Source organism: Canibacter zhoujuaniae, from assembly GCF_011752015.1.
Classification (GTDB): Bacteria; Actinomycetota; Actinomycetes; order Actinomycetales; family Microbacteriaceae; genus Canibacter; species Canibacter zhoujuaniae.
Genome location: NZ_JAAIKA010000001.1, coordinates 382,373 through 398,773, shown reverse-complemented (window position 1 = coordinate 398,773; position 16,401 = coordinate 382,373). Strand labels below are relative to the sequence as shown.

Annotated in this window: 17 protein-coding genes; 12 read left to right on the top strand and 5 right to left on the bottom strand. The window is 53.7% G+C overall.

Annotation, left to right across the window (positions count from 1 at the left end; translation table 11 throughout):
- Nucleotides 1–42 precede the first annotated feature (42 nt).
- Nucleotides 43–492 (bottom strand): MmcQ/YjbR family DNA-binding protein, encoded by a 450-nt coding sequence (locus HCQ99_RS01855; RefSeq protein ID WP_208317143.1) that lies wholly within the window; start codon nucleotides 490–492, stop codon nucleotides 43–45.
- A gap of 79 nt (nucleotides 493–571) precedes the next feature.
- Between HCQ99_RS01855 and HCQ99_RS01850 the strand changes: the two genes are divergently transcribed.
- The 5 genes from HCQ99_RS01850 (at nucleotide 572) to HCQ99_RS01830 (ending at nucleotide 5,283) form a co-directional block, all read left to right on the top strand.
- Complete coding sequence (locus tag HCQ99_RS01850) at nucleotides 572–895, top strand: DUF2469 family protein (RefSeq protein ID WP_166984970.1); 324 nt, start codon at nucleotides 572–574, stop codon at nucleotides 893–895.
- 155 nt (nucleotides 896–1,050) lie between these two features.
- The gene (locus tag HCQ99_RS01845; protein WP_166984969.1) at nucleotides 1,051–1,515 is read left to right on the top strand and encodes a YraN family protein; all 465 of its coding nucleotides are present in this window, start codon (nucleotides 1,051–1,053) and stop codon (nucleotides 1,513–1,515) included.
- Complete coding sequence (locus tag HCQ99_RS01840) at nucleotides 1,508–3,043, top strand: YifB family Mg chelatase-like AAA ATPase (RefSeq protein ID WP_166984968.1); 1,536 nt, start codon at nucleotides 1,508–1,510, stop codon at nucleotides 3,041–3,043. The genes HCQ99_RS01845 and HCQ99_RS01840 overlap by 8 nt, the downstream gene beginning before the upstream one ends.
- Nucleotides 3,040–4,302: a DNA-processing protein DprA gene (gene dprA / locus HCQ99_RS01835; RefSeq protein WP_166984966.1), complete on the top strand. Its 1,263-nt coding sequence runs from the start codon at nucleotides 3,040–3,042 to the stop codon at nucleotides 4,300–4,302. The genes HCQ99_RS01840 and dprA overlap by 4 nt, the downstream gene beginning before the upstream one ends.
- 54 nt (nucleotides 4,303–4,356) lie before the next feature.
- Nucleotides 4,357–5,283, top strand: a complete 927-nt coding sequence (locus HCQ99_RS01830; RefSeq protein ID WP_166984964.1) for a tyrosine-type recombinase/integrase — start codon at nucleotides 4,357–4,359, stop codon at nucleotides 5,281–5,283.
- Between the two features lie 33 nt (nucleotides 5,284–5,316).
- Here HCQ99_RS01830 and HCQ99_RS01825 read toward each other — a convergent pair whose 3' ends face one another.
- Together HCQ99_RS01825 and HCQ99_RS01820 are read right to left on the bottom strand one after the other, a co-directional pair.
- The gene (locus HCQ99_RS01825; protein ID WP_166984962.1) at nucleotides 5,317–5,847 is read right to left on the bottom strand and encodes a M23 family metallopeptidase; all 531 of its coding nucleotides are present in this window, start codon (nucleotides 5,845–5,847) and stop codon (nucleotides 5,317–5,319) included.
- Nucleotides 5,848–5,984: 137 nt separating this feature from the next.
- Nucleotides 5,985–7,250, bottom strand: coding sequence for a hypothetical protein (locus tag HCQ99_RS01820; RefSeq protein WP_243854762.1), 1,266 nt, complete (start codon nucleotides 7,248–7,250; stop codon nucleotides 5,985–5,987).
- Nucleotides 7,251–7,547: 297 nt separating this feature from the next.
- On the opposite strand from HCQ99_RS01820, the gene rpsB reads away from it, so the two are divergent.
- From rpsB to HCQ99_RS01785, 7 genes are all read left to right on the top strand, one after another.
- A complete protein-coding gene (gene rpsB, locus HCQ99_RS01815) occupies nucleotides 7,548–8,372 on the top strand; it encodes a 30S ribosomal protein S2 (RefSeq protein ID WP_166984960.1) in 825 nt (274 codons plus the stop codon).
- Between the two features lie 37 nt (nucleotides 8,373–8,409).
- Nucleotides 8,410–9,237 (top strand): translation elongation factor Ts, encoded by an 828-nt coding sequence (gene tsf, locus HCQ99_RS01810; RefSeq protein ID WP_166984954.1) that lies wholly within the window; start codon nucleotides 8,410–8,412, stop codon nucleotides 9,235–9,237.
- 159 nt (nucleotides 9,238–9,396) lie between these two features.
- On the top strand, nucleotides 9,397–10,107 hold the full coding sequence (pyrH, locus tag HCQ99_RS01805) for a UMP kinase (RefSeq protein ID WP_166984952.1): 711 nt from the start codon (nucleotides 9,397–9,399) through the stop codon (nucleotides 10,105–10,107).
- A 100-nt stretch (nucleotides 10,108–10,207) separates the two neighbouring features.
- Nucleotides 10,208–10,762 carry a ribosome recycling factor gene (gene frr / locus HCQ99_RS01800; protein ID WP_424945194.1) on the top strand — a complete coding sequence of 185 codons (555 nt, stop codon included), beginning with the start codon at nucleotides 10,208–10,210 and terminating at the stop codon, nucleotides 10,760–10,762.
- 6 nt (nucleotides 10,763–10,768) lie between these two features.
- A complete protein-coding gene (locus HCQ99_RS01795) occupies nucleotides 10,769–11,686 on the top strand; it encodes a phosphatidate cytidylyltransferase (protein ID WP_166984948.1) in 918 nt (305 codons plus the stop codon).
- Nucleotides 11,683–12,240 (top strand): DivIVA domain-containing protein, encoded by a 558-nt coding sequence (locus HCQ99_RS01790; protein WP_166984946.1) that lies wholly within the window; start codon nucleotides 11,683–11,685, stop codon nucleotides 12,238–12,240. Before HCQ99_RS01795 ends, HCQ99_RS01790 begins: the two co-directional genes overlap by 4 nt.
- Nucleotides 12,241–12,292: 52 nt before the next feature.
- Entirely contained in the window at nucleotides 12,293–12,925 is a 633-nt protein-coding gene (locus tag HCQ99_RS01785; protein ID WP_243854484.1) for an aggregation-promoting factor C-terminal-like domain-containing protein, read from the top strand.
- A gap of 280 nt (nucleotides 12,926–13,205) precedes the next feature.
- On the opposite strand, the gene HCQ99_RS06985 is transcribed toward HCQ99_RS01785, so the two are convergent.
- On the bottom strand, nucleotides 13,206–13,808 hold the full coding sequence (locus tag HCQ99_RS06985) for an RNase H family protein (RefSeq protein ID WP_166984944.1): 603 nt from the start codon (nucleotides 13,806–13,808) through the stop codon (nucleotides 13,206–13,208).
- Complete coding sequence (locus tag HCQ99_RS01775; RefSeq protein ID WP_166984942.1) at nucleotides 13,805–16,243, bottom strand: hypothetical protein; 2,439 nt, start codon at nucleotides 16,241–16,243, stop codon at nucleotides 13,805–13,807. Before HCQ99_RS01775 ends, HCQ99_RS06985 begins: the two co-directional genes overlap by 4 nt.
- Nucleotides 16,244–16,401 lie beyond the last annotated feature (158 nt).

Here is a 16,401-nt window from a genome sequence, read left to right as displayed (position 1 = left end):
TAAGTCTAGTGTCGCTTATGTAAACTCGCGCTTAAATCCCGCTTAAACTCCCGCGACTTTTGATCGCATATTGCCAACCAGGTAGGGTCGTTTCGCTTTCGGTAATCCGGCGATGATCAGCGCATAGGAGTCGGTTATCAACTCGGAGAGGAACTGAGAGTCAATGTCTTCACCGGCGGTGATTGTAATCCAGTGGGTCTTGTTCATGTGGTAACCCGGGCCAATCGAAGCATATGCCTCGCGCAATGCGATGACATCACTCGGGTCTGCTTTGACATTGATCAACTGGCGACCGTGTAGTTCGGTGGCGACCATGAACCACTTGCCAGCTACCCGTACTGCGGTCCAGCCTGGAGCATACTCTCGCTCCTGTGCTCCAGGCAACTCCAACGCATGACGCATAGCCGTTTGATATAGCTGCACATCGTCCATACCCACAATCCTAAATCCTGCGGAGGTGCCGTTGAGTTTGTTTAACTGGCTACGCGCCACAAACTTTACACCACTTATGTGATGCAGTAAATAGAAATACCTAAAAATAAAGCAAAAGACACATATTAGGATTGAATTTGTGGATGACGAAGAACGCGGAGATTTTGAGCGCGAAGCTGAGCAAGCGCTGTTTCGTGAATACCGTGACGTGGTAGGGCAGTTTAGATACGCCGTCGAGACAGATCGCCGCTTCTACCTCGCCAATGAAGTTGAGGTTATAGAGCACGAGCGAGGCACGCAGGTGCATTTTGAGCTTAATCTGCGCGATGTTTGGGTGTGGGATATTTATCGCCCTGACCGCTTTGTGAAAAATGCGCGCGTGCTAACATTCCGTGATCTAAACATTGAAGAGCTCAATCATCAAGAGCTGCAGCTGCCTGACGCTCTCGCCTTTGAAGAATAACTAGCATCGCCAAAAGCGTGCGCACACGCCCTTTTTAACGAGCGTGTTTAATAGCCCGTTTGTAACAGGGGAGACCGGGGAGTGTTATCCCCAGATTTTTACGTAATCTAAATTTCTACAACCTGCCACATCGATGCTTGTTGTGGAGGTAGAAAATGTTGATTACAAGCGCAGAAAAGCTTGCGGATCGGGCTGAAAAACCTGCATCTGCGTCGCGCTCCGGCAGCTGGTGCACCCACGAGAAAAAACACCTGATAGGGCAGCTGAAGCAGTGTCTTGGGGCGCAGGGTGAAGAGCATGTTGCCCGCCACTGTGTTGCAAAAGGGTATCGCGTGCTCGCACGCAACTGGCGAGCTGCGCACGGCGAGATTGATTTAATTGTTCAAGACGGTCGCACAGTTGTCGCTGTTGAAGTAAAAACACGTTCCGGTGTTGGGCTTGGGAGCCCGTTTCATGCGATCACTCCGCGCAAACTGCAGAGACTGCAGAGTCTGCTTTTTCAGTGGATGCAGGTTAACGGCTATGCGCATTATCGTGCACGCGTTGATGCGGCAGCGGTGCTTATGCGACCCGGTCAAAAGATTGCGCTCGAATATTTGAAAGCAGCAACTCATGGATAGAGTCGCCCGGGTCACAACTATTGCACTCTCAGGAGTGTCTGGCACGCCGGTCACGGTGGAAACCGCAGTCACAAACCAGCTGCCCGGAATTGCGATTATTGGCCTGCCGGACACCGCGCTTGCAGAAGCAAAACTACGGGTGAAGCTGGCCTGCGCACAGGCGGGTTACCCGTTAAAAGACCAGTTCATAACAGTTAATTTATCGCCGGCAGCGCTACCGAAGCACGGCTCAGCTTTTGATTTGGGTATCGCGATTGCCTGTATGAGTGCGTGTAAATATTTGCCAAAACTAACCGGTAAAACCTGTGCGTATATTGGAGAGTTGAGCCTCGACGGTGAACTGCGCCGCCCCAACGGTTTGCTCAGTGCCGTGCGGGCGGCTAGAGAGCACGGCTATCAGCAGGTGATGGTTCCTGCGGTGGGAGCAGTTGAGGCTGCTTTAGTGCCAAACATCACAGTAATCGCTGTGCAGAATCTGGCTGGGGCAGTGAACTGGCACCACGGTAAACCTGCAGGGTGGTTTATACAGAGCCCCGCCGATAGCAGCGAGACGCCACACCAACAGAGTGAAATACTGCCAGACCTAGCCGAAATTATTGGCCAGCCAGAAGCGGTTGAGGCTTTGCAGATTGCGGCGGCAGGCAGACACAATATGGCGATGATCGGCCCACCCGGTGTCGGGAAGACAATGATTGCCTCGGCGCTGCCCGGAATTCTGCCAGAGCTTGAAGATATTGCTGCCTTAGAAACAAGCTGTGTGGCATCACTTGCGGACACTCCAATCGTGCAGTTGTGTCGACTGCCTCCGTTTGAAGCACCACACCACTCTGCAACCAGTGCAGCGATTTTGGGCGGGGGCAGCGGCAGGCTGGTTCCCGGCGCTATCACCCGTGCGCACAACGGAGTGCTTTTTCTAGATGAAGCACCAGAGTTTAATCGCGGTGTGCTTGACGCTTTACGGCAGCCACTTGAACAGGGTGAAATTAAACTGCAGCGCGCCCACAGCAGCGCAGCGTTCCCCGCAAAGTTTCAACTTTTGTTAGCGGCAAACCCCTGCCCGTGCGGTTTTGCTTATTCGCTCAACCCAAAGCAGGTTTGCACCTGCCCGCCAGCAAAAGTTATTAGATATTTAAACAAAATATCCGGCCCGCTGCGCGACCGGATAGACCTGACAGTAAAGCTCAACCCGGTGATTAGCTCCGTCGCCGATAAAAACCTTGCAGTGAGCACAAAAACCGCGAAACAGCGAGTGCAAACAGCGCGACAGCGACAGCGAGACAGATATCAAAACTGTGCTTGGAGCCTGAACTCTGAAACACCCGGAGTGTGGCTTAGAGACCCAGAAAACAGACCAAGCAGACAGGCGCTAGCCATCCTCGACCAGTCGCTAGCGAACGGGGCTCTCAGTCTGCGGGGATACGACCGTGTGCTCAGAGTCGCTTGGACAATTGCAGATCTCGCTGAGAAAGCTAAACCCGAACGTGAAGAAATCACACAAGCCCTGCTACTGAGAGGAAACCAGCGATGACAAACAGCCCGCCGCAGCTAAAAGAGATGCTTCCAGCAGTGCAGGATCTATTGCACCAAGTGATAACCGGGGCAGGTGCTGCCAGCTCTAAAACGATACCGGTCGAAACACAGCAAGAGGTGCTGAGCCGTATTGCCTGGAATGCCTTAACTGAGCCCAATGAATACATTAGCCGCACACTCATCGATAACTACAGCGGCAGCGCTGCACTCACAGTGCTGCAGAGCGACAACACCGCACATGAAATTAATCAGCTCCTGGACGCAGCAGGCATCACTGTGACACAGCAGCTAGCGCAGAAAGCTATTGAAAGATGGCAGGCCAGGCTAATGGATCGAAGCCTCTTAGACCTTGTGCGCGACACCCTACAAACAGCGGTAAAAACGGGTCTGCGCGTGCTCACACCGCAACTGCCAGGCTGGCCGGAAAAACTCAGTGCACTCGGCGAAAATCAACCAATACTGTTATGGGCAAAAGGCGACATTGAAACCATCAAACACAGGTTTATCGCAGTAGTTGGCGCTAGGGCACTAACACCCTACGGTGAAACAGTTACAAACTATTTCACCGAGTATCTGTGCAAACAAAACCTTGGCATTATTTCAGGCGGAGCATACGGAGCAGACGGCCTCGCACACCGCATAGCGCTCAATCATAAGACACCCACAATAGCGGTGCTAGCAGGCGGAATAGACCGCCCGTACCCGAGCGGACACACAGAACTCTTCCGCAAAATTGTGCAGACAGGAAACCTGATAGTAACCGAGGCAGCCCCCGGATCCGCCCCCACAAGATGGCGCTTTCTACTGCGAAACCGCTTAATCGCCGCCCTCAGTGAGGGAGTGTTGGTAACAGAAGCAGGAATGCGATCAGGATCAATCAACACAGCCAACCATGCAGCAGAACTCGGAATCCCACTCGGCGCAATACCCGGCAGCGTTATGCTCGGCTCAAGCGCAGGGGCGCACCAACTAATACGCGATCATAAAGCCGAGTTGATTGCCAACACTGCACAACTCGATGAGCTGCTGCACCTTCAAGAAACAACCGACAGCACAGAAAACACAAGAAACATTGCCCACCTCCTAGTGCTCGACGCCCTCCCCCTAACAAAAAGCGCAGCAGTGGAACAGATTGCCAGTAGGGCAGGAATCAGCCATAAAGAATGCACCGGCATTCTCGCAGAGCTAGAACTTCTTGGGAAAGTCGCACAAGAACACGGAAAATGGCCGCCACGCTGGCGCCTAGTCAGAGAGTAGGCTATAAAACGCAGAGCCGGATAGCGTTAGACCGCTTGCAAAGAGAGGAAGCAGATGCGCCTAACTCAAGCGATATCCCAGTTTTTGCAAACCGTCGAGCACCAATACGGTTACTCAGCCCACACAGTGCGCGCCTACCAAAACGACCTAGACAGATTTGCGGCACATCTTAAAACAAAACACGCACAGACACTCGAAAACGTTGCAACCATCACACTAGAAATAATGCGAGACTGGCTTTGGGAGCTACAAGAACAGGGTAAAAGCACCGCAACCATCAGTCGCAACATCGCAACACTAAAGTCATTCGGCAAATGGCTCGAAGAGCGAGAACTAGTCGAAATCAACCCAGCCACCAGACTGAGCACACCAAAAAAACAGCACACCCTGCCGCGAGTCATAGGCGAAAAACAGATAGAAAACCTGCTTATAAACCTGAGACAGGCGGCGCTCGCAGGCGAGGCTGCTGCGCAACGTGATTACGCGATCCTTGAACTGTTATACGCTAGCGCTATTCGCGTGTCTGAGCTGGTGGGTCTAACAGACAGCGATATCAACTTAGCGGAATATACTCTGCGGGTCACAGGCAAAGGGAATAAGCAGCGGATAGTGCCGTTTGGCAAACCCGCTGCCGCAGCCTTAAAACTGTATCTCGAAGCGGGGCGTTTGCAGTTAGCCTCTAAAAATTCAGCCGGCTTAGCAAGCAGCAAGATATTTCTTGGCAATCGTGGGGGAGCGCTCAGCTCGTCAGGTGTTTATCGCATCGTGGCGAAGCATCTTAAAAGCCTGTCCGGCGGTGGCCCGCAGGGGCCGCACACGCTGCGCCACTCTGCCGCGACACACCTTTTAAATGGCGGAGCTGAGTTGCGTGTTGTGCAGGAGATGCTGGGGCACTCTAACCTTGCCAGCACACAAATATATACGCATGTGTCGACAGAGCGGCTTGCGCAAACTTTTAAACAGGCGCACCCGCGAGCGTGATTACCTCCCGAGAGTGACTATGCGCACCGTAGGTTAGTGCAAAGGCAGTAGAACCGGCTTGCGGCGGAAAAATCTGATCGGATTAATATAGTCGTCATTTTTGCGCACACCAATATGAATTGCAGCATCTGCTGTATGCCCGGCTCCTTCAACTGTGCCAAGGGCTTGACACCTTGTAACCTTGTCACCGACCTGTAAATCTGTTGCTACCGGTTCGATTGAATACACCAACTCTGGCGACACCTGCACTGAAATAACGTGCCGGTCAACAACTTTGCCAACAAACGAGACGGTGCCCCCGGCCGGGGCTCGCACGGGAGCAGAGGTGGGTTGTTTTGCGATGTCTATCCCGCGATGCCCGGCAGCATAGTAAAAAGGTAAATCAAAATAGCGGGTCACGTTAAGCGGGGCATCAAAAGGCGTGCACCACAGATCTGCGTTCTGCACTGTTTGCGGCGACACCTGATGCGCGGTTTCTGACTGGGGCGTGAAAAAGCTGTCTGCGCTGCCGATGGCAGCTGCGATTAGGAGTGCGAGGCTAGCAAAAAGATGCGTTTTAAACATGCCACTAGCTTTGCAAGGGGAGCGAGGTGAGAATGCGCTTCAGCAAAACATGTGGAGAAACGCCACAGGAACCGACTTGTGCACAGTTGTGACAAGCGATTCCTGTGGCGCTATAAACAAGGAAGATTTAGGTTAGTTTATTTTCCGGCTACAATCTCCATTTCTACAACTGGCTTATCAAGCGAGATACGTTTCGTTACTTCAAATGAGGTGAGGTCAACAACGGCGAGTTCTTTCTTAACTGCGTCGGTGATGTAAGCCCAGCTACCGTTAACCTTCAGGATTGGTCCCGGCTCCTGCCAGTCTGCTTTCTCTTCCCATTCGCCAATTACTGGCACGCGGTTTGTCACCTCACCGGTGTTCTGATCAATTACATTCAGATTGCCGTCGTAGGTGAGCACGAGACCCTCACCAGCGGGGCCGCGACCCAGTGAACGGAACCAGTACGCTGAATTCAACTCAACCAGCTTCAGGCTGACAGCTTCGGTGTCGATCAGCGCAACGCGAGTCGGGCGCTCAACCGGATCAGCGTTAGGATCAACCTTGTAATCGCCAAGCACGATTGGTGAGTCTGGGTGGCCCGCAAGATTGCCAGAGCGTGAGTAAGCATCTGCTACAGGAACTTTGTGGAACTGGCCATCTTTAAAGACGAATGGGCCGTTCTGGCAACCCATAACCACAACGTCGCCGTTAGCGTTCGGCTTAGCGGTAGCCTCACCGTGGCTGCCCGGGCAGTCTTCGGTAACTGCAACGGTTTTTTCACCGTTTACTACGCGCAGCACTGAGCGCGCATCTGGGTGACCCTCAGTGTGGAAAATGCTGCCGTCACTTAAGCGCACCGCAACGCCGTGGTGTGCGTCACCAGTCTTATGCAGTTCGGCATCTTCTGTGCCGTGCTTAATGTGCTCGGTTGGAACAACCTGGAATGTGCCATCACCGTCAGCAAAGAGCGTTGTGTAGCCGTCATGCACAGTAACGTGGCCAGCTTTTTCTGCTGGGAATCTGACGTCGGTGAGCTTTGGGTCACCTTCAAAGTAGTGGAAGTGGTCGCCGTGTGCTTCGGCAACTAGGCCGGTGTCGAAGAGCTGAAATTCGTTGCCCTTGCTGACTAGAAGGTGGCGGTTATCGCCTGCCTGGTTGAGGCGCAGGAAGCCGTCTTGCTTAACCTCGTTAACCACTTCACCGGTTGCAAGATTTACTGTGACGAGACCGCCCTCAACGGCAAGCACGGCGCGCCGTTCAAGTTTCGATACCTCAGTCAGACCCTCTTCAACTTCGATCCCGTGCTCATGATCGTGGTGGTCGTGATCCGCCTCTTCCATCGATGCGGAATTATTACCTGCGCAACCAGCTAGCAACAGAGCTGCTGCGCTGGCGGCTATTAGTGCTTTGTATTTCTTCATGCAGACAATCGTATATGAAATGATAATGATTATCAAAACGGCGTGGCGGCGAGGTTTAATTCCGCTGGCAGCAACTTAGGTGAGTTTTAATATCGCTGGCAACAACTTCAGTGGCAATAAACTGGTATCCTTAAAGAGCGCCTCGTAAGAGGTGACTTCGCGTGCCTAATAAAACTGCCCGGCCAACGGTCTTACACGGTAAGTGGTGGGGCATTAGGCACCAGGGCCTGTGGTAAACACAGGTGTTTTAAACCGTAAGCGCGTGTAAAACACGCATAACACAAAGGAATATCTGTAATGGCAGTAGTAACCATTCGCCAGCTCCTTGACGCTGGTGTGCACTTCGGGCATCAGACCCGCCGCTGGAACCCAAAGATGAAGAACTTTATCTTCGCTGAGCGTTCAGGCAACCACATCATCGACCTCCAGCAGTCACTCGGTTACATTGACGAGGCATACGAGTTCGTAAAGAACACAGTTGCTCGCGGTGGCCAGATTCTTTTCGTCGGCACCAAGAAGCAGGCGCAGGGCGCAATCGTTGAGCAGGCAGCACGCGTAAACCAGCCATATGTTAACTTCCGCTGGCTGGGTGGTTTGCTCACCAACTTCCAGACCGTTACCGGTCGCCTAGAGCGCATGAAAGAGCTTGAAGCACTCGACTATGAGGGTGGCACCACCGGCTTTACCAAGAAAGAGCTGCTGCTGAAGAAGCGCGAGCTTGAGAAGCTGCAGAAGTCACTGGGCGGTATCCGCCACATGTCTAAGACCCCTTCAGCTCTGTGGGTTGTTGACACCAATAAAGAAAGCCTCGCTATTGAAGAGGCAAAGAAGCTGGGCATTCCGGTTATCGCTATTCTCGACAGCAACTGCGACCCAGACGACGTAACCTACCCAATTCCAGGTAACGACGACTCTATCCGTTCAGTTGGCCTGCTCACCCGTATCATCGCTGACGCAGCAGCTCAGGGCATGCTTGAGCGCCACCAGAAGCCGGTTGACGGCGAAGCTGCAGAGCCGCTCGCAGAGTGGGAAGTTGAGCTGCTTAACGCTGAGAGCCAGGATGCTCCAGAGGCTGCAGCTGCAACCGAAGAAGCTGCGGCAGAAGCACCAGCTGCTGAATAATTTGTAATTTTTATAACACTAACTACTTAGGAGTGACATGGCTGCAGTAACTATGGCCGCTGTGAAAGAACTTCGCGAGCGTCTCGGCGCTGGCATGATGGACAGCAAGAAGGCACTCGAAGAGGCTAACGGCGATATCGAAAAGGCGATCGAGATCCTGCGCTTGCAGGGCGCCAAGGGTGTTGCAAAGCGTGAGGGTCGCGCAACCACCGAGGGTCTCGTTGCTGTCTCAGAAAACGAGGGCTCAGCAACTCTGATCGAGCTTGCTTGCGAGACCGACTTCGTTGCAAAGAACGCTAAGTTCGTTGAGCTTGGCGAGAAGGTGCTCGCCGCTGTTGTTGCCGCAGGTGCAGAAGACCTAGAGTCTGCGCTTGCAGCAGACGCTGACGGTCAGACCGTTGCAGAGCTCATCAACGATGACGCTGCGATTATCGGCGAAAAACTTGAACTGCGTCGCGTTGCAGTTGTAAAGGGCGACAAGGTTGCCGTTTACATGCACCGCACCTCAAAAGATCTGCCACCACAGGTTGGCGTAGTCGTTGCATACTCAGGCAGCGATGATGAGACTGCTCGCGCGATTGCACAGCACATTTCATTCGCTGATCCTGTCTACCTCAGCCGTGAAGATGTTCCGGCTGAAGAGGTGAAGAAGGAAGAAGAGATCGTGACCGAGATCGCGAAGGGTGAGGGCAAGCCAGAGGCTGCTCTGCCAAAGATCATCGAGGGTCGCCTCACCGGTTTCTTCAAGAACATTGCGCTGCTCGAGCAGCCTTACGCACGCGACAACAAGCTCAGCGTGCAGCAGGTTGTTGATCAGGCTGGCATCACCATCCAGGGCTTTGCGCGCCTGAAGGTTGGCGCATAAGCCTAGCGGCTTAGATTAGAGATGGCCTCCGGGTTTTCCCGGGGGCCATTTTCTTGCGGATCGGCGGCCAACACGTATGAAATTAGTCCTCTGCGAGTGGGGCCCGCGTCCATTATTATTGGAGAAGCAGAATATGGGTAAACGGTGAAGGGCGGCAAGATGTCAGAACAAAAACGTCGGGTTCTATTGAAGCTTTCAGGCGAGGCATTCGGCGCCGGTGCACTCGGTGTAAACCCTAGTGTTGTCAGTCAAATAGCTGCTGAAATTGCAGAAGCAAGCAAACAAGCGCAGATCGCTGTCGTTGTTGGCGGTGGCAACTTTTTCCGCGGCGCTGAGCTCTCACAGGGCGGTATCGACCGTGCACGCGCCGACTATATGGGTATGCTCGGCACCGTTATGAACGCCCTCGCGCTGCAAGATTTTATCGAGCAGGCGGGTGTGCCGAGCCGGGTGCAGTCGGCGATCGCGATGACGCAGGTGGCAGAAAACTATGTTCCGCTGCGCGCTATTCGACACCTCGAAAAAGATAGGGTGGTGATCTTTGGGGCCGGGGCCGGTCTGCCATACTTCTCAACCGACACAGTTGCAGCACAGCGTGCGCTTGAAATTGGCGCAGACGAGGTGCTTGTTGCGAAAAACGGTGTTGATGGCGTGTATACCGCTGATCCGAATAAAGACCCAAACGCGACTAAGATCGATGAAATCACCTATGCTGATGCACTGCGGCAGGGTCTGAAGGTTGTTGACGCCACCGCATTTAGCCTGTGCATGGACAACAAGATGCCAATGCGTGTTTTCGGAATGCAACCAGAGGGAAATATTACTCGTGCGATTCTTGGCGCAGAGATTGGCACCTCGGTGCGAGCATAGCGCGCACTCTAAATAGTTAAATCCTGCGTGAGGCAAACGCGGTCTCACGTAGGCGAGTGGGTATGCTTTAAGCATTGATCCAATAGGAATGGAGTTAAGGGTGATTAACGAAGTCTTTACAGATGTGAAAGATCGCATGGCCAAAGCTGTTGAAGCAGTGAAAGAGGGTTTTGCTGGAGTGCGCACCGGGCGCGCAAACCCAGCGCTGCTGCAGAATGTGATGGTTGACTACTACGGCACTCCAACCCCGCTGCCACAGCTTGCCTCAGTGCAGAATCAGGACGCACGCAGCCTCCTAATTAGCCCCTACGATAAAGGCGCTCTGACCGAAATCGAAAAGGCAATCCGTGACATGCCGAATCTCGGCGCAAACCCGACTAACGACGGCAATGTTGTGCGCGTAACCCTGCCAGAGCTAACAGAAGAGCGTCGTCGCGACTATGTGAAGATGGTAAAGAACAGGGCTGAAGAAGGCCGTGTTGCGGTGCGCGGCGCACGTCGCAAGGCGAAGGACGAGCTCGACGCTTTGAAGAGCGAAGTCGGCGAAGACGAGATTGCGCGTGCCGAAAAAGAACTGGAGAGCGTGACCAAGTCATTTATCGATCAGATTGATGCCGCTCTCGCGGGTAAAGAAGCTGAGCTTCTCGAGGTTTAACTCTTAATGCAACAAAAGGATCGCCGCCAACTGCGGGCTCAGTTTGAAGCAAATCGGCAGAAATTTGATGCAGCTAATGCGCGGGTCACAGAACGCGTCGGCCGCAACCTGGTTTTTGCGCTTGCTTCCGGCCTGCTATTAGCGGCGATCTTTCTAATTAGTGTCTTTGTCTGGACACCGCTGCTGCTTGTTGTGGCGCTGCTGTTTGGGATCATGGCGATGATCGAACTGGCAACCGCTTTCCGCCAGGCCGGCCGGCGTGTGCCGCGTATCGGTGTTTCACTGGGCGGGGCTGCTATTCTAATCGGCGCCTATTTCTGGGGCCTTGAAGGCTTACTCTGGTCCCTCTTCGGAGCAGCACTGTTTTTGATGCTCTGGCGTGCTGTTGAAAGCATCATTCCCGGTTGGAAAGTGCCCTGGCGCACTCTAATTGCTGATCTTGCATCCGGTGTTTTTACGCTTGTTTATATTCCGTTTTTGCTCGGTATCGCGGTTAACTTCGTCAAGATTGAACCCTACGGTGAATGGTGGGTTTTCACGCTTGTGCTGCTTCCTGTTGTCTGCGATATTGGTGCGTGGGCGGCGGGCGTCTCATTTGGCAAACACAAGATGGCGCCGCGCATCAGCCCTAATAAAACCTGGGAGGGTTTTGCCGGTGCCGCTGCAACTGCGGTTATAGCTGGTGCTTTGGCAGCTCATTTTTTCCTGCAGCAGCCTTGGTGGCTTGGCGTAATTCTGGGGCTTGCTGTGCTGATCACAGCGACAGCCGGCGATCTTGTGGAGTCACTAATTAAACGGAATTTGAACGTTAAGGATATGAGCAACCTGATTCCGGGACACGGGGGTCTTTTGGATCGGCTGGACTCGATACTTCCCTCTGTGATTCCAGTGTTTATGGCCGCTTTTTTGATCGGAGTGATATGAGCCGTAATGAGGAAGCGCTTCCGCTTGCTGTGGGTGGTGAGCTTGGATACAACACAGCGCAGGTCGATGAGTTGTTCGCGAAGGCACGCGCAGCCTATGAGGGCGAGCAAGACGGTGCAGTTACCGCTGATGATTTGCGCACGGTGTCTTTTAAACTACAAAAAAACGGCTATGCGGCCCGCTATGTTGATGCTGCCCTCGAGCGGTTAGAGGATGTTTTTGCTGCACGAGCAGGTCGCAACTCAAACGCAAACTCTGAATCTGCTGTGATTGAAGCCGAAAAAAATCAGTTAGCGCGTGAGGTTGCAAACCGGCTTATGCGCCCGCGTGGCGAAAAATTCCGTCGGCGCAACCTGCTCACTTTTGGTTACCGGCGCAGCCAGGTTGATGCTTTTCTCGAACGTGTGGCAGCAGGTCTCGCGGGGGAGAGCAAGCTGTCTATCAGCCAGGTGCGCGAAGCGGTATTTTTCTCAGAGTGGCGCGGCTATGACGAGGCACAGGTTGATGCGCTGCTCGATAGTGTGGTTGAGCTGCTGCTATACGCCCGCTCTTAACTGAGAGAGCGCGATCGCAGCCGTTGTAATCAAATGGTAATATAAACACATTGTGACTGATTTAAAACAGCTAACACCACGAAAGAAGCAACGCCGAGCCGGTCGCGGTCTCTTGGCTGCTGTTTCTGCTGTCGCCGTGGCGGGTGTTTTTGCAATTGCGCCTGTTTCAGGCCTCAACTACGCCTCAGCTGAAGTGATCCCGCTGGCCCCCGGCGAGACGCTGAATCAGGAACTTATGGCTGCCGCAACAGCACAGGTTGAGTTTGAGCTGCCGCCGCTTGAAATTGCTGAGATTCCAAAGCCGGAGCCTGAACCAAAAGCTGTCACGACGTCTGATGCTGCAAGCGGTGGGGGTGCTGCGCCTGCCTTCGCTCCGCCAGCTCCTGCTGTGTCACCAGGCTCTGCGCAAGAAATAGCTCGCGGCTATGTAGCTAACGATCAGGAATTTGCCTGCCTGGTTTCACTCTGGCAGCGTGAGTCAAACTGGAACCCGAGCGCAATGAATGCATCTTCTGGCGCATACGGAATCCCGCAAGCACTCCCCGGTGAAAAAATGGCCTCAGCTGGCGCTGACTGGCGCACCAACCCTGATACTCAAATTCGTTGGGGTCTGGGTTATATCGTCGCCCGATACGGCTCACCGTGTGGCGCGTGGGGTCACTCAGAGTCGGTCGGCTGGTATTAACAGTGGGGCGCAGAAATCGTCGTGCGCCGCAAGCAAAGATCCGAGATGTTAGTTTTCTCGCTAACGGTGGCGCCGCAATTCAAAGCCGGCGCGGCGAAGAGTATTTTGTGCGACAAATTCCTGCTGACAGGGCGATAAAAAACTACACATGCCCAGGGTGCAATAATTTAATTCCGGTAGGTCAGGCACACGTTGTTGTTTGGCAAAAAGAAGGATTTTTCGGATCGGCTGCCGCTGTGGCCGACCGGCGTCACTGGCACAGTCACTGCTGGCGATTAGCTTAAAACAGTTTATTAGCCGCCGAACTGTGCACCGTATTTTCTAATTCTGCAACACGTGCCTCGAGCGCTGTAAGGCGTGCGAGGAGATCAGAAGTGTCGTCAGTCTTTGCTGCTACCGCTGGTGCTGCTGTTTCGGTCGTATCCGCAAGCCCAGGGCCGGTCTGCAGAGTCTGATTAGTCTTAAAAGACTTTGCCGCATCGTTTGCGATCCTGTCTGCCATTTCATTTAGCGGATGCCCGGCATGCCCCTTAACCCATTCGAAACGCACATCTCGACCCTGCACGGCCGCATCGAGATCCTGCATAATTTCTAAATTGAGGACGGGGGAGCCGTCAGCCTTCCGCCAGCCGCGACGTTTCCACCCGGCCATCCACTTTGTGATTGAATCGATCGCATACTTGCTGTCTGTCAGAATTACAAGCTCTTCATCGATGTGCGCGGTTGCGTGTAATAGTTCAAGGATCGCGGTGAGCTCGGCTTTATTATTGGTTGCTGACTGCCACCCACCGGCAGCCCAGTTGTCTGCATCAATAACCCATGCCCAGCCTGCCGGCCCTGGATTGTTTAGCGCTGACCCATCGGTCGCTGCCCGTAATGTCATTTATCCTCTAACTTTGTGTCTGGCAGAATGCTGCCGAGACTTTCAAAATATCTCGCAACCGCGCCACGCTCAACCTTCAGCTGATTCATGCGATCCTCAGCAGCGGCGACAACACGTCCTGCCCGCTCTTCTGCAGCGGTGAAGGTGTTGTGCGCCCGTCGCTTGGCCTCTGCGATGATCTGCTGAGATTCTTCGCTCGCCGCTGTCACCAGACGATCAGCTTCCGCAACTGCGTTGCTGTGCAATTCAGTTATTTCAGCACGCTTTGCTTCTGCTTCCTGCCGCAGCTGTTCTAGATCCGCGTTTGCGTTCCTCACAGCCTCGTCGATTCGCTGCTGCGCAGCTTCATTTTGAGCTTTAATATCGGCATCAAATTCTGCGCGTTTTTCAACCAGTTCGGTTTGCGCGGTGAGTTTTTCAGCTTCTATCAGCTCACGACTTGTGCGCGCATACTCATCGGCCTCAAAACGCAGGGCGGCAATCTCCTGCGCGACGCGATTTTTTTCCAGTTCGAGCTGGGCATACACCTCAGAGCGACGCCGTTCGAGATCACTGTTTAGACTCTGTGCTGCAAGCGCTGCCTCCTCAGTCAGGGAACGCTTATGCTCTGCCAGTTCGCGGCTCAGGTTTTCTTCCTGCGTGGCTCTTGCTGCAGCTAGCTCTCGCTCCTGGGCTTTGCGCCTTGCGGCGGCGGCTTCTTTCGCAACTATCTGCGCAGCTTGCAGCTGCAAAGCCGCAGCTTCTTTAGCTAAGGCCAATGATGAAGCTGTTAGATCCCGTTCCGCTGCGAGCTGTGCATGCTGCTCGGCAGCGAGAGAGGCGAGCTGATCCTCGGTGGTTGTTTTTTGGCGCAGCAGCTCGCGTTCGGTCGCAGCGGTAAGCGCCTGCAGTGTTTCTTCGTGTGCTGCTTGGCTGCGCTGCTGTTCAGCGGTGAACGCTGCTCTATTACGTGCGAACTGTTCTTGCTGCTCCTGCGCTGCTTGCAGTAGCTGTGCTTCCTGAAGCTGTCGATCCGCAAGCAGCTGCTGCAGGAAATTTTCTCGTTCCGTATTTAGCTCTGCGGTCTGCTGCTCGCGCTTTTCAGCCAGCTGCAGATCAAAGTTCTCGCGTTCATACTGTAAGCGCTCATTGTGCTCTTTCAGCTCACGCGCTAACTCAGCTGTTTGCGCCTCGCGCTCTGCTTTTAGGCGGGCATTGTGATCGGCAAGCTCGGCGCTCAGACGTGCAAAGTGTGCGGTCACCTGTTCTGCGAGACGCTTATCGTGCGCATCTTTTGCCAGCGCTAACTCTTCAAGCTGCATTGCTTCACGCTCTTCGAGATTAGCTGTGAATGTCGCAAGCTCTGTTGTGCGCCTGTCCAGTTCTGTCTGCCGGGCGGCCTGCAGTTCGACCTCGAGATCAGCGCGTCTCTGCGATGCTGTTTCGGCCTCGCGCGCTTCTTCAAGGCGCAGCCGCTTATTATGCTCACGCAACTCTGCTGCGATACGCGACTCATGCTCGGCTGTTTCACGCGCAAGTTTAGCGGTGTGCTCGCTTGTTTCACGAGAAATTTTTTCACGCAACTCAAGCTCTTGCTGCTCGAGTGAGTTAAGCAGCGTTTTATATTCAGTCTCCAGCTGTAGCCGCTTTGCAGCGTATTCTGTCGCAAGAGTGTGCTCTCGCTGAGCTTGCGCAGTTGTAAACGCTGCACGACTCTGCTCAGCCTCGTCTAACAGCCGAGTCTGAATTTCAACGGTATCTCGCTCAAAATCAGCTTGCTGCTTGGCAACTGCCGCTGCCAGCACTTGCGCATTTGCTTCAAGCGCCGCAACCTCCTCATGCGCGGCGTCGAGGATTTTGGCAGCCTCAGCTTGTGCTGCAGAGATGATGCTTTTAGCCTCGTTCTGGGCCTTATTAACCGCAGCTTCGCTCTCTCGTTTCTGCTGCAGCTTGGCTAGCTCTAGAGCGCGAGTTGATTCCCGCTCCAGCTGCTCACGCTGTATTTTTGCCTGCGTATTTAGTGCGTCTGTATCGGTGCGAGCTCGGGCGCGCAGACGGTCTGCTTCTTCGATGCTGTGCTGCAGAGTTAGATCGGCACGCTCCTGCGCATCACGCAACAGTCGTTCAGCTTCTGCCTCTGTCTGTCGCCGCAGTTTTTCAGCGTCTGCATCTGCCTGCGCCATTAGTGTGTGCGCAGTTTCTTCGGCGGCCTTCAGACTTTTTTCAACGCGCAACCCCAAACCTGCGTAACCTGTTGCGCCGAGCGCTTCAAGCTGAGTTTGCAGGTCGACAACAAAGGCGCGCTGCTCATCTAACTCTTTGGATGTTTTAGCAAATGCGGCCTGCAGAGAGTGTGACTGCTCACTGAGATCAGCAATCTGTTTGTTCAGATCGGCGACGGTAGCGTCAACCTGTTTCCGGTTGTAACCGCGCATTGCGCTATCAAATTGAGTCACGTTGCTTACTCTCCTCGGGTGGCTGTCTATTTTAATGATAATTCACTGCGTCTAAGGTCTCTCAAGTTCTATTTCGCTGCTTCAGGTAGGCTATACCCTTATAGAGGTGTGCCCGCATCGGTTTAACTTTGTTATTCACACCAGTTAGATATTTAACT